Origin of the sequence: Streptomyces sp. NPDC058246, from assembly GCF_042881985.1 — a bacterium.
GTDB lineage: Bacteria > Actinomycetota > Actinomycetes > Streptomycetales > Streptomycetaceae > Streptomyces.
Genome location: NZ_JBHVWZ010000046.1, coordinates 38,058 through 58,758, shown reverse-complemented (window position 1 = coordinate 58,758; position 20,701 = coordinate 38,058). Strand labels below are relative to the sequence as shown.

The following is a 20,701-nucleotide window of genomic DNA, read 5'->3' as shown; positions in this document are numbered from 1 at the left end:
GCCCGCAGCGGACGTGCTGCGGGCCCTCCGGCGTTTTCGCGGCTTTCGCGTACGTTCCCGTACGACCAGGCCTTGTCTAGGCCTCGTCTCGGCGGAGCGACGGCTTCAGGTCCTTCAGTCGGCCCAGCAGGCCGTTGACGAACGAGGGCGACTCGTCCGTGGAGAACTCCTTCGCCAGCTGCACCGCCTCGTCGAGCACCACGGCGTCCGGGGTCTCGTCGACCCAGATCAGCTCGTAGGCACCGAGGCGCAGGATGTTGCGGTCGACGACCGGCATCCTGTCCAGCGTCCAGCCGACGGCGTACTGCGCGAGCAGCTCGTCGATCCGGGCCGCCTTCTTGGCGTAGCCCTCGACCAGCTGCATCGTGTACTCGCTGACCGGTGGCTGTCGGGTGTCGGCGTGGGAGTGCCGGATCCAGTCCGCGAGGACCGTCAGGACGTCCACGCCGCGCTGGTCGCCCTCGAAGAGGATCTGGAAGGCGCGCTTGCGGGCCGTGTTGCGGGCAGCCACGGTTAGCTGTTCACCCGGCCGAGGTAGTCGCTCGTGCGGGTGTCGACCTTGATCTTCTCACCAGTGGTGATGAAGAGCGGGACCTGGATCTGGTGGCCGGTCTCCAGGGTGGCGGGCTTGGTGCCACCGGTGGAGCGGTCGCCCTGGACACCCGGCTCGGTCTCCTGGATGACGAGCTCGACGGCGGCGGGCAGCTCGACGAAGAGCACCTCGCCCTCGTGCTGCGCCACGGTGGCCGTGAAGCCCTCGATCAGGAAGTTGGCGGCGTCACCGACGGACTTGCGGTCGACCATGAGCTGGTCGTACGTGTCCATGTCCATGAAGACGAAGTACTCGCCGTCCATGTACGAGAACTGCATGTCGCGCTTGTCGATCGTGGCCGTCTCGACCTTGACGCCGGCGTTGAACGTCTTGTCGACGACCTTGCCGGAGAGCACGTTCTTCAGCTTGGTGCGCACGAAGGCCGGGCCCTTGCCGGGCTTGACGTGCTGGAACTCGACGACGGACCAGAGCTGGCCTCCGTCGAGCTTGAGCACCAGGCCGTTCTTGAGGTCGTTCGTGGAAGCCACGGTTGCGGAATCTCCTGGACTGACGTGGACGACCCCGGCGCACGCGCGTAGCTCGGAAAAGCTAGAGCGCGAGCAGCTCCTTGGTCGTGATGGTGAGTAGCTCGGGTCCGCCGTCCGCCTCAGGGCGTACGACGAGCGTGTCATCGATCCGGACGCCGCCCCGGCCCGGGAGGTGGACCCCCGGTTCGACGGTGACCGGCACGCAAGCGTCCAGTTTACCCATGGCTGCGGGGCCCAGCTGCGGGTCCTCGTCGATTTCGAGCCCGACACCGTGCCCGGTCAGCGGTGGAAGCCCTTCCGTATGGCCCGCGGAGTCCAGTACCTGGCGGGCCGCGCGGTCCACATCCCGGTAGGCGGCACCGGGTGCCAGCGCCTCCCGTCCGGCGCGCTGGGCGGCGAAGACGAGGTCGTACAGCTCGATCTGCCAGTCCGCCGGCGACGTTCCGATCACGAACGTACGGCCGATCTCACAGCGGTAGCCGCGATAGGTCGCGCCGAGACAGACGGAAAGGAAATCGCCCTCCTCCACGCGCCGGTCGGTGGGCCGGTGGCCGCACCGCCCCGAGTTCGGGCCGGTGCCGACCGAGGTGGCGAAGGCCGGGCCGTCGGCGCCGTGGTCGACGAGACGGCGCTCCAGCTCCAGGGCGAGATGCCGTTCCGTACGGCCGACCAGGATCGATTCCAGGAGCTCCCCCAGTGCCTGGTCGGCGATCTCGGCGCCGATCCGCAGACAGGAGATCTCCTCCTCGTCCTTGATCACCCGCAGCTGTTCCACCGCGCCGCCCAGGTCGGCGAGGCGCAGCCGCGGCGCCACCGAGCGGATGGCCCGGTGCCGGGTCACGGTGAGGTGGTGTTCCTCGACCGCGAGCGACTCGGCGCCCTGTCCGGCGGCGACATCGGCGGCGGCGACGGCGGCGTCGCCCCCGGCACGCGGCAGCACCTGCACGCGCAGCGCCTCGTCGGGGCGCCCCTCGTCCGACTCGCCGCTCGGCGGGCCGCCGCACAGCAGCAGATCCTCGCCCCTGCCCAGCAGGAGCACAGCGCCGCGCGGTGCCGCGCCGGCGAGATACCTCACGTTGGCCGGGCGGGTGACGAGCGCCGCCGCGCTGCCGCCCGCGGTACAGCGCTCCCGGAGCCGGTCTCTACGGGCCGCGTACACCTCTGACATGAACCGAGCGTACGAGCGGTGGCCGGATGTCGCCGGTTCAGCGGGGCCGGACGTGTGGAGGGGGAGGCCCCGGACGTGCGGACGGAGGGTCCTGCGGGACGTTCACCACTGTGGCGGGCTGGCGATCGAGCGGGCGAGTACGTCGTCCAGGACGCGGGCCGTCGCCGGTACGTCGAGCTGGGAGTTGTCGATGATGGGCAGCCCGGAGCCGTACCAGCCGGCCATCCGGCCGTGGATGCGGGCGACCTCCTCATCGGTGAGGCGGCGGTTCCCGGAGCGCTCGGCGTTGCGCTCCAGGACTATCTCCAGACCGGGGAGCAGGACGACGGGCAGCAGGCCGGGACCGACGTGCCGCTTCCAGCCACCGAGGCCGACGACGGGGCGGTCCGGGAAGACAGCGTCGTCGAGGATGCACGAGATGCCGTTGGCCAGGAAGTTCCGCGCGGCGAAGCCGCAGGTGCGGCGGGCCAGGCGGTACTGCGCCTCAGAATGATCGTTCCACCCCGACTGGGGGTCCGCGAAGCCCGAGCGCACCCATTCGCGTACGTCGTCGAGGCTGATGTGGGCGGTGGGGACCCGGCGGTGGTCCGCCCAGTACTTGGCGACGCTGGTCTTTCCGGCGCCCGCGGGGCCGATGAGCAGCACGGCGAGCGTGCTGGCCGTGGGGTCGGGCGTGCCTGCGGCGGGCGTCGGCGCCGGCATGGCCACCGGGCCACCCGGGGGCAGCTGCACATGCCCGGTGGTGTCCGGGGTGGGCGGGACGGGAGCGTGGTGCGCGGGCTGCGCGGGGGCGGGGTGCGCAGGCTGCTGCGGAGCGTGAGGCTGGGGCGCGTGATGCGGGACCTGGGTGGGAGGGGCTCCCGGAGGCACGGGCGCTCCGGTGAAACCGGGAACGGGTGCGGGACCCGGGTGTCCCGGAAGTCCCTGGTGCTGTCCGGCAGGCGACCAGCCGGCGGCCGGTCCGTGCCCCGGCTGGTGGGGCGGCGGCAGCGGAGCCCCCACTGCGTGCTGCATCCGGTGCCACTCCGTCTCGTACAGGCAATTGGCGCTGGCGAGCGGGCCTTCGGTCCTCAGTCCTCAGTCCTTGAGTCCCGCTCGCTACCGAACGGTACCTTCCCCGGCCGCCGTTGTGTGAACGGCCGGGGAAGGCGCGAAGTGCCCGTGGGCGCAGGCACATCGGGCCAAGTACGCCCGAGTGGAACTACTCGCCCACTTCGCCGTACGCGGCGAGGAGCACGGCCGGGTCCGGACCTTCGAGGACCGTCGGCTTGGCGAGCCCGTCGAGGACGATGAAGCGCAACAGGTCGCCGCGGGACTTCTTGTCGACCTTCATGTTCTCCAGGAGCTTGGGCCACTGGTCGTAGCGGTAGCTCAGCGGGAGGCCGACGGACTCCAGGATGGTGCGGTGACGGTCGGCGGTCGCGTCGTCCAGCCGGCCCGCCAGGCGGCCGAGTTCGGCCGCGAAGTGCATGCCCACCGAGACGGCCGCGCCGTGCCGCCACTTGTAGCGCTCGTTCTTCTCGATGGCGTGCGCGAGGGTGTGCCCGTAGTTGAGGATCTCGCGCAGCCCCGACTCCTTCAGGTCGCCGGAGACGACCTCGGCCTTGACCTTGATGGAGCGCTCGATCAGCTCGGCGGTGTGCGGGCCGGCGGGCGTGCGGGCCGCCTCCGGGTCGGACTCGATGAGCTCCAGGATCACCGGGTCGGCGATGAAACCGGCCTTGATGACCTCGGCGAGCCCGGACACGAAGTCGTTGACCGGCAGCGAGTCGAGGGCGGCCAGGTCGCAGAGCACGCCCGCGGGCGGGTGGAAGGAACCCACGAGGTTCTTCCCCTCGGCCGTGTTGATGCCCGTCTTGCCGCCGACCGCCGCGTCCACCATGGCCAGCACGGTGGTCGGGATGGCGATCCAGCGCACCCCGCGCAGCCAGGTCGCCGCGACGAAACCGGCCAGGTCGGTCGTGGCGCCGCCGCCGACACCGACGATGACATCGGTACGGGTGAACCCGGACTGGCCCAGCGCCTTCCAGCAGTAGGCCGCGACCTCCGCGGTCTTGGCCTCCTCCGCGTTCGGTACCTGGATGGCCACGGCCTCGAAGCCCTGCCCGGCCAGGTCGGCACGGAGCGCCTCGCCGGTCTCCGCGAGCGCCTCGGGGTGGACGACCGCGACGCGCTTGGCCCTGTCACCGATCAACCCGGCCAGCTCGCTGAGGAGTTGACGGCCGACCAGCACCTCGTAGGGGTCGGTCCCCGCGGTGCCGCCGACCTGGATACGGGTCACTGCCTCGCTCATGCTTCCTTCAACTCCAGTGCGTCCAGGACCGCCTGGGCGACCTCTTCGGGGGTACGGCCGTCGGTGGGCACCACCGCGCGGGCGACCTCGGTGTACAGGTGGCGGCGCGCCTCCATCAGCTCGCGCCACTGCCGGCGCGGGTTGACGGCGAGCAGCGGACGGGCCGCGTTCAGGCCGGTGCGCTGGACCGCCTCCTCGACGTCCATCGACAGGTAGACGACACGGTGCCCGGCCAGCAGTGCGCGGGTGTCGGCGTCGAGGATCGCGCCGCCGCCGAGCGCCAGCACGCCGTCGTGCTCGGCGAGCGCGGTGTGCACGGCCTGCTTCTCGATGGCGCGGAAGACCGGTTCGCCCTCGTCGACGAAGATGTCGGCGATGGTGCGGCCCTGCGCGGCCACGATGTCGTCGTCCGTGTCCCGGTAGGCGCAGCCGAGCCGCTCGGCGACCAGCGCGCCCACCGTGGACTTGCCGACCCCCATCGGGCCGACGAGGACGACGCTCGGAGCGGTCACCGCACGACCAGGTTGTCGAGGTAGGACCGCACGTTGCGACGGGTCTCCTGGACGCTGTCGCCGCCGAACTTCTCCGCCACGGCGTCCGCCAGGACGAGGGCGACCATGGCCTCGGCGACGATGCCGGCGGCCGGGACCGCGCAGACGTCGGAGCGCTGGTGGTGGGCCTTGGCGGCCTCGCCGGTGGCGACGTCGATGGTGGCGAGCGCGCGCGGCACGGTCGCGATCGGCTTCATCGCGGCGCGCACCCGCAGCAGCTCACCGGTGGTCAGCCCGCCCTCGGTGCCACCGGAGCGGCCGGTGGACCGCTTGATGCCCTCGGGGGTCTGCACGATCTCGTCGTGCGCCTTGGAGCCCGGCACCCGGGCGAGCTCGAAGCCGTCGCCGACCTCGACACCCTTGATGGCCTGGATGCCCATGAGCGCGGCCGCGAGCCGGGCGTCGAGCCGCCGGTCCCAGTGCACATGCGAGCCGAGACCCACCGGCACGCCGTACGCCAGCACCTCGACCACACCGCCCAGCGTGTCACCGTCCTTGTGGGCCTGGTCGATCTCCGCGACCATCGCCTTCGACGCGTCGGCGTCCAGGCAGCGCACCGGGTCGGCGTCGAGCTTCTCGACGTCGGAGGGCTTGGGGTAGACGCCGTACGGGGCCTTCGCCGCGGCGAGCTCGACGACGTGCGAGACGATCTCGATCCCGGCCGTCTCCTTCAGGTACGAACGGGCCACCGCGCCCAGCGCGACGCGGGCGGCGGTCTCGCGGGCGGAGGCGCGCTCCAGGATCGGACGGGCCTCCTCGAAGCCGTACTTCTGCATGCCCGCGAGGTCGGCGTGACCGGGCCGGGGCCGGGTCAGCGGGGCGCTACGGGCCAGGTCGGCGAGGATCTCCGGGGCGACCGGGTCGGCCGCCATGACCTGCTCCCACTTGGGCCACTCGGTGTTGCCGACCATGACGGCCACCGGCGAGCCGAGGGTGAGACCGTGGCGTACGCCGCCGAGGAAGGTGACCTCGTCGCGCTCGAACTTCATGCGCGCACCGCGCCCATAGCCGAGGCGCCGCCGGGCCAGGTGGTCCGCCACCATCTCCGTGGTGATCGGCACGCCGGCGGGAAGGCCCTCCAGCGTCGCGACAAGTGCGGGACCGTGGGACTCCCCCGCGGTCAGCCAGCGCAACCTGCTCAACGGTGCTCCTCATGCTCGCGCCCTGGTACTGCTGCTGCGTACGCGCGTCCTCGCGTACGGCGACGGCGCGACCGGGTGCGCGGCCCTGGCCCGCCACCTCCGATCCTCCCACGTCTCGGCCCGGTATCCGGCCGCAGGTCCATCAGGCGGACGGACGTCGCCGGGCGACGGGCGCCCGTGCAGGCCCCCGGCTGGTCACGCCATCCGCGCCGCCGCGCTCTTGATCGCCTCGCGGATGCGGAAGTACGTGCCGCAGCGGCAGACGTTCGCGATCTCGTCGATGTCGGCGTCCGTGGGGTTCTTCGTACGCTTCAGCAGCGCGACGGCGGCCATGATCTGGCCGGGCTGGCAGTAGCCGCACTGGGCCACGTCCTGTTCCAGCCAGGCCTCCTGGACCGGGTGCAGCCGGTCCCCGTCCGCGAGCCCCTCGATGGTGGTGACCTCACGCCCCGCGGCCTCGGCGACCGGGACCACGCAGGGGCGCACGGCCTCGCCGTCGAGGTGACTGGTGCAGGCCTTGCAGACGTCGATGCCACAGCCGTACTTGGGGCCGCGGACGCCGAGCAGATCGCGTAGCGCCCAGAGCAGGGGCAGGTCGTCGGGGGCGTCGACGGTGACGGTCTTCCCGTTGACGGTGAAGGTGTGGGAGGGCATGGCAGCTGGTGCTCCTGAGGCGAAGGGGCGGCGCGAAGCCGGCGCGGAAACGAGGGGTCAGCGCGGGAAGGGCGTGAAGTCGACGTCGAAGTTCACCGGGAAACTGCGCGGCTTGGTGCCGGTGGCCCGCGCGTAGGCGTTGGCGATGGCGCCCACGGCGGCCGGAACTCCCAGCTCCCCCGCGCCGCCGGGCTCGTGCTCGGTCGGCAGCACGAAGATCCGTACGTCCTTCGGGGAGTCCTTCTGGCGGGCGTAGTGGAACTGCGAGTAGCTGCCTTCCAGCGGGAGGCCCTTGTCGATGTGGAGCCCGGCCCGCAGCGTGGTGGAGATCGCGTCCGTGAGTCCGCCCAGCAGCTGTGCCTCCAGCCCGCGCGGATTGACCGGCCGCCCCACGTCCGCCGCGACGACCGCCTTCGTCACCCGCGGCTGCTTCGGGTCGGTGGCGTCGATCTCGACGAGACAGGCCGTGCACGACTTGTACTCCTCGTGGAAGCCGACGCCCTGGGCCCAGCCGGCGGGCAGCGTCCGTCCCCAGTCGCCTTCCGCGGCGACCTTGTCGAGCACGGCGCGCTGCCGGTCGGTCTTGAGGAAGGAGCGCCGGAAGGCGACCGGATCCTGGCCGAGCCTCGCCGCCAGCTCGTCGACGACGATCTCCTCGGCGCCCCGTGTGTTGGCCGAGTACACCGAGCGCCACGACCCGGTGTGCATCTTCAACGGCACTTCGGTGAGCGCCTGGGTGGTGACGCCGAAGTTGTAGGGGGACTTCACCGTGGTCAGGAAGAGGGTCTGCGCGAAGGTCGCGTTGCCGAGGCCGGAGGGCAGACCGGCCGCAGCGGCGGTGATCGCGTCCCCCAGGCCGTGCCGGAAGTCGGTCTCCACGGCCGCGACCTGGTGGACGAAGGTGAGCACCTGGCCCAGCGCGTAGGTGGCACGGATCCGGTGATGCGTCGCGGGCCGCATCCGGCCGTGCCGCATGTCGTCGATCCGCGACCACATCAGCCGCACCGGGCGTCCGCTCTTCTGGGACACGACGGCCGCCTCCAGGGCGGCGTCGTAGAACAGCCGGCGCCCGAAGGAGCCTCCCGACTGCACCACATGGACCTTGACCTTGCTCACCGGCAGTCCGACGGCTCGTGCGATGGCCGCCTGGGCGACGACCGGCGACTTCATGCCCGACCAGATCTCGGCCCCATCGGCTCGTACGTCGGCCACGGCGGAGTTGGTCTCCATCGGCGCGTGACTGACGAACGCGAAGTCGAACTCGGCGTCCACCTTCTTGACCAGCAGCCCGAGCACGTCGAGAGACGGCGTCGCCGCCTTCAGCCGGGCCCGGATGTCGTCGTCCGAGAGCGTGTCGACCGTGCCGCCGCCCCAGGAGACGTCCAGGGCGTTCTTGCCGTCGAGGGCCTGGCCGAAGGTCTCGGCGACCACGGCGACGCCGGTGTCGAGCGTGACGACGTCGAGGACGCCGGGCAGGGCGCGTACGACGGCCTCGTTGTTGACCGCTTTCACGGTGCCGTTGACGGTCGGCGGGCGGCGCACCATGCAGGGCTTGGCGCCGGGGACGTCGAGGTCGAGCGTGTAGACCTGCCGGCCGGTGACGAGAGCCCGGGCGTCGATACGGGAGGTGGGGGTGCCGACGAGGGTGTGCTCGGACTCCTTCTTGGGCGTGACGGTCAGCGACGCCGGATCGAAGGAGGCGGCGGCCGCCGACAGGGTGCCGTAGGAGGCGGTACGCCCGTCCGGCGCGGTCACCACACCCTGACGGACCGTCAAGTCGCCTGCGCTCAGTCCCCATTGCCGCGCCGCCACGCCGACCATGCGCGCACGGGCGGCCGCCGCGGTGTGCCGTACGGGGTCGTACAGCGACCGTATCGAGTTGGAGCTTCCGGTCAGCTGGTTGAACAGCAGCTCGGGCCGGGCGTCGTCGAGTTGGATGCGCACCCGGTCGAGCGGGGTGTCCAACTCCTCGGCCACCAGCATGGCCACCGCCGTGGTCAGGCCCTGCCCGACCTCCTCCCGCGGCAGCCGGAAGTGGACCGTCCCGTCCGCGTCGACGCTCAGGACGAGCATGCCCGCGGTGGGCTTGCCCGCCAGGATCAGCAGATCACCGAGGTCGACCAGATCGGCCGGCGCCGGTGGCGTGGGAACCGCCGCCCGAGCGGTGCCGGGGTCGAGGGCGTCCAGTCCGATCCTGGTCGCAACGGCCAGGGTGGGCGCGGCCACCAGGTAGGTGAGAAACCTGCGCCTGGCGTGTCCAGTCATGGGGGCTCCGTTCACGCGCCCGCCGCCGTCGCCGGGCCGTCCGGAGATCATTACCGGAGGTAAGTCCCGGATTCAAGGGCACGCACATGATCGGACCATCGGCGGCCGGACTCTCACCCGGAGCCGCCCCGGCGGCCTTACCGTGACGCGAGCGCGTGCTCGCCCGCCCTTCGCATGGCGTCGAGCGGCGCGGGCGAGTGCCCCGTCATCTGCTCCACCTGGAGCACCGCCTGGTGCACGAGCAGGTCGAGTCCGCTGACCACAGCACCGCCGTACGCGGACCAGCGCGCCGCGAGATCCGTCGGCCAGGGCTCGTAGAGGACGTCGAAGAGGGTCGCGGGCCGCTCCGGTACGGCGGCCGCCAGCGCGTCCGTCGTACCGGCCGGAGTCGTGGCGATCACCAGCGGTGCGCGCAGCGCCTGCCCGGCGTCCGCCCAGTCCTCCGTCCGGACCTCGACGTCGAGCCGCTCGCCCCACTGCCGCATCTCGGCGGCGCGCTCCTTGCTGCGGACATAGGCAACGACCTCGCCGGTGCAGATCCGCGCGAGCGCGGCCAGCGCTGAGGAGGCGGTGGCGCCCGCGCCCAGGATCGCGGCGGACTCCACCTCCTCGATCCCCCGCTCGCGCAGGGCGGCGACCATCCCGGGAATGTCCGTGTTGTCGCCGACGCCCCGGCCGTCGTCCGTGAACACCACCGTGTTGACCGCCTCGACGGAGGCCGCCGTGTCGGTGATCTCGTCGAGCAGCGGAATCACGGCCCGCTTGAGCGGCATGGTCAAGGACAACCCCGCCCACTCCGGCCCGAGTTCCCCGAAGAACCCGGGCAGCGCCGCCTCGTCGACGTCGAAACGGTCGTACGACCGGTCGGCGAGCCCCAGTTCCGTGTACGCCGCCCGGTGCAGCACCGGGGAGAGCGAATGGGCGATGGGAGAACCGAGGACGGCGGCTCGACGGGCGTCAGTTCTTGCCCGAGCTTTCATTGAATTTTTCCTTGAGCGTCTGGAATTCGGCGTACGTCTTGGCGAATTCGGTGTTTTCCTGACCGTCAGTCGCCACGAAGTAGATCCAGCCGTCGTCCGTCGGGTTGAGCGCGGCACGCAACGCTTCTTCACCCGGGTTTCCGATCGGACCGGGCGGCAGACCCTTGCGCGTGTACGTGTTGTACGGGTCCTTGTTGCTGTTGATCTCCGACTCGCTGATGTTGATATTGCTGCGCTTCTTCAGGTAGTTGAAGGTCGAGTCGAATTGCAGCAGCTGGTTGGTCTCGGTGTTCGTCGGCTTCAGCCGGTTGTAGACGACCTCGGCCATCTTGCGGAAGTCATCGTGCGTCTTGCCCTCGGCCTGGACCAGGCTCGCGACCGTGACCAGCTGGAACGGGCTGTCCAGGTTGAGCGCCTTGGCCTTCGCCTTGAGGTTCAGCTCCGTGTACTTCTGGTTGGCCTGGGCCACCATCTTCTTCAGGATGTCCTCGGGCTTCATGCCCTTGGCCGCCGGATACGTGGCCGGGTAGAGGAACCCTTCCAGCGGATCCTTGACGTACTTGTTGGCGCTCGCCCAGTCCGGCAGCCCGAGGTTCTTGTATTCCTTCTGGGCCACCTTGCTGGTGGTGCCGCCGGGGAGTTCGAGTTTCTTGTCGATGTCCACGTAGACCGCGGAGTTGCGCTCTCCCTCCCTGATGGTCAGGTTGTTCTGACTCTTGGGATCGAGCATCCACTTCACGGCGCTCGCGCCGGACATCTCCTTCTTCATGGTGTACGCGCCGGCCTGAATGGAACCCGAATTGGAATTCTGGGTGAAGGCCGACACGAACGCGTCGACGCTCTTGACGACACCGGCGTCCCTCATGAGGCGCCCGATCGCAGCGCCGCCCGCGCCCTTGGGCACCTGGACGTTCACGCTCTCGCTGGTGCCGTCGCCCGCGAAGTCCGGAGCCGGGCCGAAACGATTCTGGTAGAACTGGTACCCGAAATATCCGACTCCGCCGAGTCCTCCTCCGAAGACCAGCACGACCACCAGGCAGGCGCAGCCGCTGCGGCGCTTCTTGCCCTTGCCGCCGCCCTTGCCGCGTCGGTCACCGCGGCCGCGGCGACCCTTCGGATCGTCGTCGTCGGAATCGTCGTCATCGTCGCCACCGGCGAAGAAGGCGTGCTCGCCCTGGTCGGGGCCGGGGTCCCAATCGGTCCGCGGCTCGGGTTCGGCGCGTCGGCGGGCCGGCGGCTCCGGCGGCGGGTAGGCGTCGGGAGTGTTGTAGAAGTCGGGCTGCTCACCGGCGTACTGGCCCGCGTACGGGTCGGCCGGATCGGCGGCGTACGGGACGTGCGTCTGCGTCCCGTTGCTCCAGCTGCCGTCGTGGTACTGCTGCTGCCCCTGGCCGGCGTACTGCTGCTGGGGCTGACCGGTGTACTGCTGCCGGCCCGGGTCGACGTACTGCTGCCCGGTCTGGTCGGCGTACTGCTGCTGCCCCTGACCGTTGTACTGGTGCTGCGCCTGGTCCACGTACTGCTGGTGCGGGTGCCCCTGAGCGGGGAACTGCTGCTGTCCTTGGTCGTACGCGCCCTGCTGGTCCGCGGACCAGTCCCCGTACTGCGGCTGCTGCTGGTGCGGCTGCTGCGGATAGTGCTGCGGCTGGCCGCCGTCGTAGGAGGACTGGCCGTCGGCGGCCTGTCCTCCCCATCCGCCGTCCCCGTACAACGGGTCCTCCGGATGCCACGGTTCGGAGCCTGGGCCCCGGCCATACTCAGTCATCGATCCCCTACGAGCCGCGAGGCGGCGGCTGCTGGCGCTTGTGGCACGGCTCCCGTCCGCCTCTTTGCTGTGCGGTAGCTGTTCGAACACCACCGCATCGCGCGGAACGTTACCGTATCGCGATCAGATGACCACTTCGACGCCCTCGCCGGGAGATTTACCTGACACCCGTTCGGATTCCAGAGCCTGCTGCAGAATGATGACGGCGGCCGCCTGATCGATGACGGACCTGCCCTTTTTGGACTTCACACCCGAGGCGCGCAGCCCCTGACTGGCCGTCACCGTGGTCATCCTCTCGTCCACGAGCCTCACCGGAATGGGCGCGATCCCCCGGGCGAGTTCCTGGGCGAAGACACGGACCTTGGCCGCGGCCGGGCCCTCGCCCCCCTTGAGGGAGCGAGGGAGTCCGACGACGACCTCGATCGGCTCGTACTCCTCGACGAGTTGCTTCAACCGGCGGTGGGCGGCCGGGATGTCACGTCCCGGAACCGTCTCCACCGGTGTCGCGAGGATCCCGTCGGGATCGCACGAGGCGACCCCGATGCGGGCGTCCCCGACGTCGATGGCGAGCCGACGGCCTCTGCGCATCTTCTTGGCCGTTTCTTACTTGGCGGTCTCGGCGACGAGGCGCTCGACCGCGTCGACGGCCTCGCCGATGGCGGCCGGGTTCTGGCCGCCGCCCTGGGCGACGTCCGGCTTGCCGCCACCACCGCCGCCGAGGGTCTTGGCGGCCGTACGGACCAGCTCACCGGCCTTGAGGCCGCGCTCGCGGGCGGCCTCGTTGGTGGCGATGACCGTCAGCGGCTTGCCGTTGGCGGTCGTGAACAGCGCGACGACGGCGGCCCGGCCGCCCTGGATCCGGCCGCGCACGTCGAGGACCAGCTTGCGCAGGTCGTCGGCGGACGTGCCGTCCGGGACCTGGCCGGTGACCAGGGCGACGCCGTGCACGTCCTTGGCGGACTCGACGAGACCGGCGGCGGCCTGCAGGACCTTCTCCGCGCGGAACTTCTCGATCTCCTTCTCGGCGTCCTTCAGCTTGCCGAGCATGGCGGAGATCTTCTCGGGAAGCTCCTCGGGACGGCCCTTGACCAGCTCCTGGAGCTGGGCGACGACCGTGTGCTCGCGGGCCAGGAAGTTGTACGCGTCGACGCCGACCAGGGCCTCGATGCGCCGTACGCCGGAGCCGATCGACGATTCGCCGAGCAGCTTGACCAGGCCGAGCTGGGCGGTGTTGTGCACATGCGTGCCGCCGCACAGCTCCTTGGAGAAGTCGCCGATGGTCACCACGCGGACCCGCTCGCCGTACTTCTCGCCGAACTCGGCGATGGCGCCCTGCTTCTTGGCCTCGTCGATGCTCATGACCTCGGCCTGGACGTCCAGGTCGCGGCCGAGGACCTCGTTGATCTGCTGCTCGACGTCGGTCATCACGGCCGTCGGCACGGCGGACGGGGAACCGAAGTCGAAGCGGAAGCGGCCGGGCTGGTTCTCGGAACCGGCCTGGGCGGCCGTCGGGCCGAGGGCGTCACGCAGGGCCTGGTGGGTGAGGTGCGTGGCCGAGTGGGCGCGGGCGATGGCCTTGCGGCGGCGGACGTCGATGGTGGCCTGGGCCTTGGCGCCGACGGTGACTTCGCCGACCTGGACGACGCCCTTGTGGACGTACACGCCCGGGACCGGCTTCTGGCAGTCGCGGATCTCGACGATGGCGCCGGTGTCGACCTTGATGCGGCCGGTGTCGCCGATCTGGCCGCCGCCCTCGGCGTAGAACGGGGTGCGGTCGAGGACGATCTCGACCTCGTCGCCCTCGGTGGCGGCGGGCGACGAGGCGCCGTCGACCAGGATGCCGACGATCGTCGACTCGCCCTCGGTGCGGTCGTAGCCGATGAAGTCGGTCTCACCGGCGGCGTCGGCGATCTGGCGGTAGGCGCCGAGGTCGGCGTGGCCGGTCTTCTTGGCTCGGGCGTCGGCCTTGGCCTGGTCCCGCTGCTGCTTCATCAGACGGCGGAAACCGTCCTCGTCCACCGAAAGGCCCTGCTCGGCGGCCATTTCGAGGGTGAGGTCGATCGGGAAGCCCCAGGTGTCGTGGAGCAGGAAGGCCTTGTCGCCGGCCAGCACCTTGCCGCCGGACTCCTTGGTCTCGGTGATGGCCGTGTCGAGGATGTTCGTGCCGGCCTTCAGCGTCTTGAGGAAGGCGGCCTCCTCGGCGAGGGCGACGGTCTCGATGCGCCGCCGGTCGGTGACGAGCTCCGGGTACTGCCGGCCCATCATCTCGATCACGACGTCGATCAGGTCCTTGACGACCGGACCGGTGGCGCCGAGCAGCCGCATGTTGCGGATGGCGCGGCGCATGATCCGGCGCAGCACATAGCCGCGGCCCTCGTTGCCCGGCGTGACACCGTCGCCGATGAGCATCACGGAGGTGCGCATGTGGTCGGTGACCACGCGCAGCGAGACGTCGGAGTCGTGGGCGGCGCCGTACTCGACGCCCGTCAGCTCGGTGGCCTTCTTGATGACGGCCATGGAGGTGTCGATCTCGTACATGTTCTGCACGCCCTGCAGAATCATGGCGAGGCGCTCGAGGCCGAGACCGGTGTCGATGTTCTTGCTGGGCAGCTCGCCGAGGATCTCGAAGTCCTCCTTCGAGGTGCCCTCGCCGCGCTCGTACTGCATGAAGACCAGGTTCCAGATCTCCACGTACCGCTCGTCGTTGACGGCCGGGCCGCCCTCGACACCGAACTCGGGACCGCGGTCGTAGTTGATCTCGGAACACGGGCCACAGGGGCCCGGGACGCCCATGGACCAGTAGTTGTCCTTCTTGCCGAGGCGCTGGATGCGCTCGGCCGGGACGCCGATCTTGTCGCGCCAGATGGCCTCGGCCTCGTCGTCCTCCAGGTAGACCGTGATCCACAGGCGCTCCGGGTCGAGCCCGTAACCACCCTTGTCCTGGGGCAGGGTGAGCAGCTCCCAGGCGTAGGTGATGGCGCCTTCCTTGAAGTAGTCGCCGAAGGAGAAGTTGCCGCACATCTGGAAGAACGTGCCGTGCCGGGTGGTCTTGCCGACCTCTTCGATGTCGGGCGTGCGCACGCACTTCTGCACGCTGGTGGCGCGCGGCCACGGCGGCTTGACCTCGCCGAGGAAGTACGGCTTGAACGGGACCATGCCCGCGGGGACCAGGAGCAGAGTCGGGTCGTCCGCGATGAGCGACGCCGAAGGGACGACGGTGTGACCGCGCTCCTCGTAGAAGCTCAACCAGCGGCGGCGGATCTCAGCCGACTCCATCAGTGGTCCTCATTCCGGTTGTACGTGTACGTCGTGTTCTCGATGTACTTGATCTGCTTGTTGTTGCCGAAGCCCTGCTTGTCGGTGCCGAGCGCGACGGTGCGCCGCTGGGCGGGGAGTTCGGGATCGGGGCGGTCGTTCAGACCGAGCACCTCGCCGAGTTCGGCCTCCCGCTGTGCCATGCCGTCACGGACGTCGAGCGCGAAGTCCTTGAGCCGGTGGCCCGCGTCGATCGCCTTGTTCGCGGCCTGGGCCGCGAGGCTCTCGGGGGTGAGCTGCTTGAGCTTGCGGTTGACCTTGGTGGTGGCCCACACACCCGCGGCTGCGCCGGCGGTGAACCAGAACGTACGGCGGAACATCGCTGCGTCAGTCCTTCTTCCGCTTTCCCCGTCGCGCGGACGGGACGGTGCGGCCCACGATCACGGTACGCCGGGGCGCTTTGTCGGGCACATTCTCTCGGCGGCCTCCGATGGCCCGGCGCACGCCGTAGCCGAACGCCGCGACCTTGACCAGGGGGCCGCCGAAGGTGGAGGCGACGGTGGTCGACAGCGCCGACGCGTTCGACGTGACCTCCTGGACGTCAGACGCGATGGCGTCGACCCGGTCGATCTGCGTCTGTGCGGAGCGCACCGCGGCGGAGGCGTCTGCCAGGAGCGGGACGGCCTGGTCGGTCACGTCCGCGACGAGCTTGGTGGTCGCCCTGAGCGTCTGGGCCAGCCTCGCCAGCGCGACGGCGAGGAAGGAGACCAGGATCGCCCAGAAGACGGCCACCAGGATCCCGGCCACCTCTCCACCGGACACTGTGCACCCGCTCCCTTACTGCATGCCTGAACATCGAAAACCGAAAGAATCAGTCCCCCGAGCCTATCGCGCCGGGGCCGAGGCTCCGTACCGCATTACCGCGGCCCGGCACCGGAGTTGCGCGAAGCGATTGTACGGACCGCTTACGGGTCAGTACGCTCCGTGTCCCATGCGAGATTTTCAGCGCTCAGACCCTTCGCCGCTCGGCGATCCGTCCCTGGAACTCACCGCGTTCGTGGGGCGCTCGGCCGAACTCAGGGGGCTGGCCGAGGCGCTGGAGACCGCCCGTCTGGTGACGCTGACGGGCATGGGCGGGGTCGGCAAGTCGCGGCTCGCGGCACACGCGGCGGCGCGCACGGATCCGCGCGAGGGCGCGTGGCGGGTGGAACTGTCCGCGGTGCGTGATCCGGACCTCGTCGAGTACGCGGTCGTCGAAGCCCTCGGACTGACCGATCACACGTCACGCCCGCCGCGTCGGGTCCTGCTCGACCATTTCGCCGAGCGTCAACTCCTGCTCGTCCTCGACGGGTTCGAGCATCTGGTGGACGCGTGCGCCTCGCTGGTGGGCGAGCTGCTGCGGCACGCGCCCGGGCTGCGTGTGCTCGCCGTGGGGCGCAGACCGCTGGATGTCGCGGGCGAGCGGCTCTTCCCGCTGGCGCCGCTGACCGAGCCGGAGGCGGCGGAGCTGTTCGCCGACCGGGCCGCGGCCCGGGTACCCGGGTTCGCGCTGGACGACGGGAACCGGTCGGACGTACGGGAGCTGTGCCGGCGGCTGGAAGGGATCCCGCTCGCGATCGAGCTGGCGGCGGGGCGCCTCAGCGCCCTCTCCCCCGCCCAGCTGCTGGCCCGCCTGGAGGACCGCTTCCGGCTGCTGACCGGCGGCGCGCGTGACGCGCTGCCCCGGCACCACACGCTGCGGACCGCGATCGGCTGGAGCCATGAGCTGTGCACGCCCGAGGAGCGGCTGCTGTGGTCGCGGCTCTCGGTGTTCGCCGGGCAGTTCGACCTGGAGGCCGCCGAGTACGTGTGCAGCGGTGACGGGCTGCACGCCGACGACGTCCTCGACGTGCTGGGCGAGCTGCTCGCGCAGTCCGTGCTGTCCCGTACGGAGACGGCGGCGGGCGTGCGCTACCGGATGCTGGACACGGTCCGGGCGTACGGCGCGGACTGGCTGGAGGCGATCGGTGACGCGGGCCGGCTGCGCCGCCGTCACCGCGACTGGTACATGGGTCTGGCGACCTGGTGCGAGCTGGACTGGTTCTCGCCGCGGCAGGGCGAGGTCGCCGCGCGCGTCGACGCGGAGCTGCCGAACTTGCGCTGCGCCCTGGAGCACTGTCTGACCGAGCCGGGCGACGCGCATCTGGGCCAGTACCTGGCAGGCTCCCTGTGGTTCTACTGGGTCGGCTGCGGCCGGCTGTCGGAGGGCCGGCACTGGCTGGAGCGCAGCGTCGAGCTCGACGGTGACCGTGACCAGTCGCGGCTGAAGGCACTGTGGGTGCTCGGTTATGTCGCGGTTCTGCAGGGCGACACGGTGGCCGCGTTGTCCGCGCTCCACGAGTGCCGCGAGGAGGCGGAACGTACCGGCAACGCCACCGCGGCCGCTTACGCCGAGCACCGCACCGGCTGTCTGGCGCTGGTCACCGACGACATGGTGCGTGCGGAAACCTTGCTGCGCTCGGCGCTGGACCGCTATCACGAGATCGGTGAGCTCAACAGCAATGTGCTGATGGGCCAGGTCGAGCTGGCGATGACGCTGGCGTTCCAGGGGGATCTGCCGGGCGCGGTGATGCTGTGCGAGGACGTCCGCCGGGTCTGCGAGGACCACGGGGAGCGCTGGGCGCTGGCGTACGCGCTGTACGTCCTGGCGTACGAGGCCCTGGCCGGGCGGGATTCCACGCGCGCCCGAGACCTGCTGCAGGAGTGCCTCGGTATCGCGCACACCTTCCACGATCTGCTCGGCACGGTCCTCTCGGTCGAGCTGCTCGCGCTGGTCACGGCGGAGGAGGGCGACCCGGCCGAGGCCGCGCTGCTGCAAGGGGCGGCGTCCCGGATGTGGCCGTCGGTCGGTCTGCCGCTGTTCGGCTCGGCGCACTACAACGGGCCGCACGAGCGGTGCGCGTCGCTCGCCCGGCGGCGGCTGGGCGACGAGCGCTACGAGGAGTGCGTACGGGCGGGGGCACGGCTCGGGCAGGAGGCGGCGGTGGCGCGGGCGCTGGGGCCGGCCGACGGCGCCCGGCCGCTCGGCGTGCTGCCGTCGCCGCGCCGTCGGCCCCCTGACATGCGAGAACCCGCCGTCTCGCCCACCTCGAAGGGCGGGGAGACGACGGGCTGACACGCAGGTGGTGCTAGGTCCGCCGGAAGATCAGCGGGCGTAGTACTCGACGACGAGCTGCTCGTCGCAGATCACCGGGATCTCCTTGCGGTTCGGCTCACGGTCCAGGCGGAAGGCCAGGGCGCGGAGGTTCACCTGGAGGTAGCGCGGGGTCTCGCCGTCGGGGGCGAAGCCACCTTCGCGGGAGACCTGGAACAGCGTCTTCTCGCGGCTGCGCTCGCGGACCATCACGACGTCGTCGGGACGGACGCGGAACGAGGGCTTGTCGACCTTCTGGCCGTTGACCTCGATGTGGCCGTGCACGACCATCTGACGGGCCTGGTAGATCGTGCGGGCGATGCCCGAACGCAGGACCAGGGCGTCGAGACGGCGCTCGAGCTCGATGATCAGGGCCTCACCGGTCTTGCCCTGAACCTTGGAGGCACGCTCGTAGGCGCGGACGAGCTGACGCTCGGACACGTCGTACTGCGCGCGCAGACGCTGCTTCTCGAGCAGACGGACCTTGTAGTCCGAGTTCTGCTTGCGGCCGCGGCCGTGCTCACCCGGCGGGTAGGGGCGGGCCTCGAAGTACTTGACGGCCTTCGGGGTCAGCGCGATGCCGAGGGCACGCGACTTCTTGACCTTGGGGCGGGACTGATTCGCCACTTTTTCTCTTTCCGTGATTTCGGCTCACCAGAGTTAAGGGAGGTCGCAATCCGCAGCCCGGGAGACCCGCGGGCCCTTGATGGGCCTGCTGGGCAGCCGCTCCTGGGTCTGGGCACATACGTGCAGCACGCGAGTGGCCCACCGACCGTTCCCGGAACCCGGGTGGTGGTGGGCTGCCCGCGACACCTTCGACGGTGCGCGACGCTCCTGGAATCCCCCATACAGGCGGGGCTCCGGCTGGATGTCCCGTTCTGGTGGTGCCGACCGGAGCCGGACACGGGACGCAGCGCTTCGCGCCATCCTACAGGGCGCTCAGGACCGCTTTCGACCGCAGGCCCCGCCGCTGACCGTCAGCCTTTTCCCCGGCCGAGGTGCTTCCTGGTCCACTCGACCGCGTCCGCGTACCGCGCCTCGGCGCCGTGCCGGGTCGGCGTGTAGTACTCGCGGTCCTTGAGCTCCTCGGGCGCGTACTGCTGGGCGGCGATGCCCTCGGGCAGGTCGTGTGGATACACATACCCCTGCGCGTGCCCCAGCTTGGCCGCGCCCTTGTAGTGCCCGTCGCGCAGGTGCGGCGGCACGGGGCCCGCGTGTCCCTTGCGTACGTCCTCCATGGCGGCGCCGATCGCCGTGGTCGCGGAGTTGGACTTGGGGGCCAGGGCGAGGGCGATGGTGGCGTGGCTGAGGGTGAGCGCGGCCTCGGGGAAGCCGATCATGGCGACGGCCTGGGCGGCGGCCACGGCTATGGGCAGCGCGTTCGGATCGGCCAGGCCGATGTCCTCGCTCGCGGAGATCATCAGGCGGCGGGCGATGAAGCGGGGGTCCTCGCCGGCCTCGATCATCCGGGCCAGGTAGTGCAGTGCGGCGTCCACGTCCGAGCCGCGGATGGACTTGATGAGCGCGCTCGCCACGTCGTAGTGCTGGTCGCCGTCGCGGTCGTACTTCACGGCCGCGCGGTCGACCGTCTCCTCCAGGGTCTGGAGGCTGATCTCCGCCTCGCCCTTGTCGAGCGCGGCGCCGGCCGCGGCCTCCAGGGCGGTCAGGGCGCGACGGGCGTCCCCGCCGGCGATCCGCAGCAGGTGCTCCTCGGTGTCCGCGGGGAGGGTGACGGCCTCCTTGAGTCCGCGCTCGTCGGTGAGCGCGCGCTTGATGAGGCCGCGCAGGTCGTCGTCCGTGAGCGGTTCGAGGGTGAGAAGGAGGGAGCGGGAGAGCAGGGGCGAGATCACCGAGAAGTACGGGTTCTCGGTGGTCGCCGCGATCAGGGTCACCCAGCGGTTCTCGACGGCCGGGAGCAGGGAGTCCTGCTGGGCCTTGCTGAAGCGGTGGATCTCGTCCAGGAAGAGGACGGTCTCCTTGCCGAAGCCGCCGGTGGCGCGGCGTGCTCCGTCGATGACCGCGCGTACTTCCTTGACGCCGGCGGTGATCGCGGAGAGTTCGACGAAGCGCTTGTTGGTGGCCTTGGACACCACGTACGCGAGGGTCGTCTTACCGGTGCCGGGCGGGCCCCAGAGGATCACCGAGGACGGGCCGGCCGGGCCGCCGCTCCCCTCGCCGACGAGTCTGCGCAGGGGCGAGCCCGGCTTCAGCAGATGCTGCTGGCCCACGACTTCGTCGAGGGTGCGCGGGCGCATCCGTACCGCCAGGGGACTGCCGGTCGGGTCCTTCTCCTGGCGCTCTTCCGCCGCGGCGGTGAATAGGTCGGGCTCCACGCACAAAACCCTATGTCACACCACTGACAATGCCGTCCGGCCC

At 70.6% G+C, this 20,701-nt stretch carries 18 protein-coding genes; 1 reads left to right on the top strand and 17 read right to left on the bottom strand.

The features are described from left to right. Positions 1-76: 76 nt before the first annotated feature. From nusB to ACFVXA_RS38405, 15 genes are all read right to left on the bottom strand, one after another. Positions 77-511 carry a transcription antitermination factor NusB gene (nusB, locus tag ACFVXA_RS38475; RefSeq protein WP_362021087.1) on the bottom strand — a complete coding sequence of 145 codons (435 nt, stop codon included), beginning with the start codon at positions 509-511 and terminating at the stop codon, positions 77-79. Between the two features lie 2 nt (positions 512-513). Further along, positions 514-1,080, bottom strand: coding sequence for an elongation factor P (gene efp, locus ACFVXA_RS38470; RefSeq protein ID WP_010988257.1), 567 nt, complete (start codon positions 1,078-1,080; stop codon positions 514-516). 61 nt (positions 1,081-1,141) lie between these two features. Then, positions 1,142-2,248 carry an aminopeptidase P family protein gene (locus ACFVXA_RS38465; RefSeq protein ID WP_383911807.1) on the bottom strand — a complete coding sequence of 369 codons (1,107 nt, stop codon included), beginning with the start codon at positions 2,246-2,248 and terminating at the stop codon, positions 1,142-1,144. Positions 2,249-2,350: 102 nt separating this feature from the next. Continuing rightward, positions 2,351-3,262, bottom strand: coding sequence for a Pro-rich N-terminal domain-containing protein (locus tag ACFVXA_RS38460; RefSeq protein WP_383746249.1), 912 nt, complete (start codon positions 3,260-3,262; stop codon positions 2,351-2,353). A 187-nt stretch (positions 3,263-3,449) separates the two neighbouring features. Next, on the bottom strand, positions 3,450-4,541 hold the full coding sequence (gene aroB / locus ACFVXA_RS38455; RefSeq protein WP_362021078.1) for a 3-dehydroquinate synthase: 1,092 nt from the start codon (positions 4,539-4,541) through the stop codon (positions 3,450-3,452). Next, the gene (locus ACFVXA_RS38450) at positions 4,538-5,053 is read right to left on the bottom strand and encodes a shikimate kinase (RefSeq protein WP_362021075.1); all 516 of its coding nucleotides are present in this window, start codon (positions 5,051-5,053) and stop codon (positions 4,538-4,540) included. Before ACFVXA_RS38450 ends, aroB begins: the two co-directional genes overlap by 4 nt. Further along, positions 5,050-6,234: a chorismate synthase gene (gene aroC, locus ACFVXA_RS38445; protein WP_389752123.1), complete on the bottom strand. Its 1,185-nt coding sequence runs from the start codon at positions 6,232-6,234 to the stop codon at positions 5,050-5,052. Before aroC ends, ACFVXA_RS38450 begins: the two co-directional genes overlap by 4 nt. Positions 6,235-6,429: 195 nt before the next feature. Continuing rightward, entirely contained in the window at positions 6,430-6,888 is a 459-nt protein-coding gene (locus ACFVXA_RS38440; protein WP_383746246.1) for a (2Fe-2S)-binding protein, read from the bottom strand. A 57-nt stretch (positions 6,889-6,945) separates the two neighbouring features. Further along, positions 6,946-9,153 carry a molybdopterin cofactor-binding domain-containing protein gene (locus ACFVXA_RS38435; protein WP_390028568.1) on the bottom strand — a complete coding sequence of 736 codons (2,208 nt, stop codon included), beginning with the start codon at positions 9,151-9,153 and terminating at the stop codon, positions 6,946-6,948. A gap of 137 nt (positions 9,154-9,290) precedes the next feature. Then, positions 9,291-10,133 carry a shikimate dehydrogenase gene (locus ACFVXA_RS38430; protein ID WP_390028567.1) on the bottom strand — a complete coding sequence of 281 codons (843 nt, stop codon included), beginning with the start codon at positions 10,131-10,133 and terminating at the stop codon, positions 9,291-9,293. Then, positions 10,111-11,898, bottom strand: coding sequence for an endolytic transglycosylase MltG (mltG, locus tag ACFVXA_RS38425; RefSeq protein ID WP_390028566.1), 1,788 nt, complete (start codon positions 11,896-11,898; stop codon positions 10,111-10,113). Before mltG ends, ACFVXA_RS38430 begins: the two co-directional genes overlap by 23 nt. Positions 11,899-12,021: 123 nt before the next feature. After that, complete coding sequence (ruvX, locus tag ACFVXA_RS38420; protein WP_362021060.1) at positions 12,022-12,486, bottom strand: Holliday junction resolvase RuvX; 465 nt, start codon at positions 12,484-12,486, stop codon at positions 12,022-12,024. A 15-nt stretch (positions 12,487-12,501) separates the two neighbouring features. Further along, positions 12,502-15,174, bottom strand: a complete 2,673-nt coding sequence (alaS, locus tag ACFVXA_RS38415) for an alanine--tRNA ligase (RefSeq protein ID WP_390028565.1) — start codon at positions 15,172-15,174, stop codon at positions 12,502-12,504. Beyond that, positions 15,174-15,533 (bottom strand): DUF6167 family protein, encoded by a 360-nt coding sequence (locus ACFVXA_RS38410; RefSeq protein WP_362021054.1) that lies wholly within the window; start codon positions 15,531-15,533, stop codon positions 15,174-15,176. The genes alaS and ACFVXA_RS38410 overlap by 1 nt, the downstream gene beginning before the upstream one ends. A 7-nt stretch (positions 15,534-15,540) precedes the next feature. Beyond that, complete coding sequence (locus ACFVXA_RS38405) at positions 15,541-15,975, bottom strand: DUF948 domain-containing protein (protein WP_362021052.1); 435 nt, start codon at positions 15,973-15,975, stop codon at positions 15,541-15,543. Between the two features lie 169 nt (positions 15,976-16,144). Between ACFVXA_RS38405 and ACFVXA_RS38400 the strand changes: the two genes are divergently transcribed. Next, entirely contained in the window at positions 16,145-18,307 is a 2,163-nt protein-coding gene (locus ACFVXA_RS38400) for an ATP-binding protein (RefSeq protein ID WP_383911824.1), read from the top strand. Positions 18,308-18,337: 30 nt separating this feature from the next. Here ACFVXA_RS38400 and rpsD read toward each other — a convergent pair whose 3' ends face one another. Together rpsD and ACFVXA_RS38390 are read right to left on the bottom strand one after the other, a co-directional pair. Beyond that, entirely contained in the window at positions 18,338-18,952 is a 615-nt protein-coding gene (gene rpsD, locus ACFVXA_RS38395) for a 30S ribosomal protein S4 (protein WP_362021045.1), read from the bottom strand. A gap of 350 nt (positions 18,953-19,302) precedes the next feature. Further along, on the bottom strand, positions 19,303-20,658 hold the full coding sequence (locus tag ACFVXA_RS38390; protein WP_389749611.1) for a replication-associated recombination protein A: 1,356 nt from the start codon (positions 20,656-20,658) through the stop codon (positions 19,303-19,305). Between the last annotated feature and the right edge of the window lie 43 nt (positions 20,659-20,701).

Bases quoted from the DNA above. Each gene is read 5' to 3' on its own strand.
- ACFVXA_RS38465 (WP_383911807.1), bottom strand. From the start codon at position 2,248: ATGTCAGAGGTGTACGCGGCCCGTAGAGACCGGCTCCGGGAGCGCTGT.
- ACFVXA_RS38460 (WP_383746249.1), bottom strand. From the start codon at position 3,262: ATGCAGCACGCAGTGGGGGCTCCGCTGCCGCCGCCCCACCAGCCGGGG.
- aroB (WP_362021078.1), bottom strand. From the start codon at position 4,541: ATGAGCGAGGCAGTGACCCGTATCCAGGTCGGCGGCACCGCGGGGACC.
- ACFVXA_RS38440 (WP_383746246.1), bottom strand. From the start codon at position 6,888: ATGCCCTCCCACACCTTCACCGTCAACGGGAAGACCGTCACCGTCGAC.
- ACFVXA_RS38435 (WP_390028568.1), bottom strand. From the start codon at position 9,153: ATGACTGGACACGCCAGGCGCAGGTTTCTCACCTACCTGGTGGCCGCG.
- ACFVXA_RS38430 (WP_390028567.1), bottom strand. From the start codon at position 10,133: ATGAAAGCTCGGGCAAGAACTGACGCCCGTCGAGCCGCCGTCCTCGGT.
- mltG (WP_390028566.1), bottom strand. From the start codon at position 11,898: ATGACTGAGTATGGCCGGGGCCCAGGCTCCGAACCGTGGCATCCGGAG.
- ruvX (WP_362021060.1), bottom strand. From the start codon at position 12,486: ATGCGCAGAGGCCGTCGGCTCGCCATCGACGTCGGGGACGCCCGCATC.
- alaS (WP_390028565.1), bottom strand. From the start codon at position 15,174: ATGGAGTCGGCTGAGATCCGCCGCCGCTGGTTGAGCTTCTACGAGGAG.
- ACFVXA_RS38410 (WP_362021054.1), bottom strand. From the start codon at position 15,533: ATGTTCCGCCGTACGTTCTGGTTCACCGCCGGCGCAGCCGCGGGTGTG.
- ACFVXA_RS38400 (WP_383911824.1), top strand. From the start codon at position 16,145: ATGCGAGATTTTCAGCGCTCAGACCCTTCGCCGCTCGGCGATCCGTCC.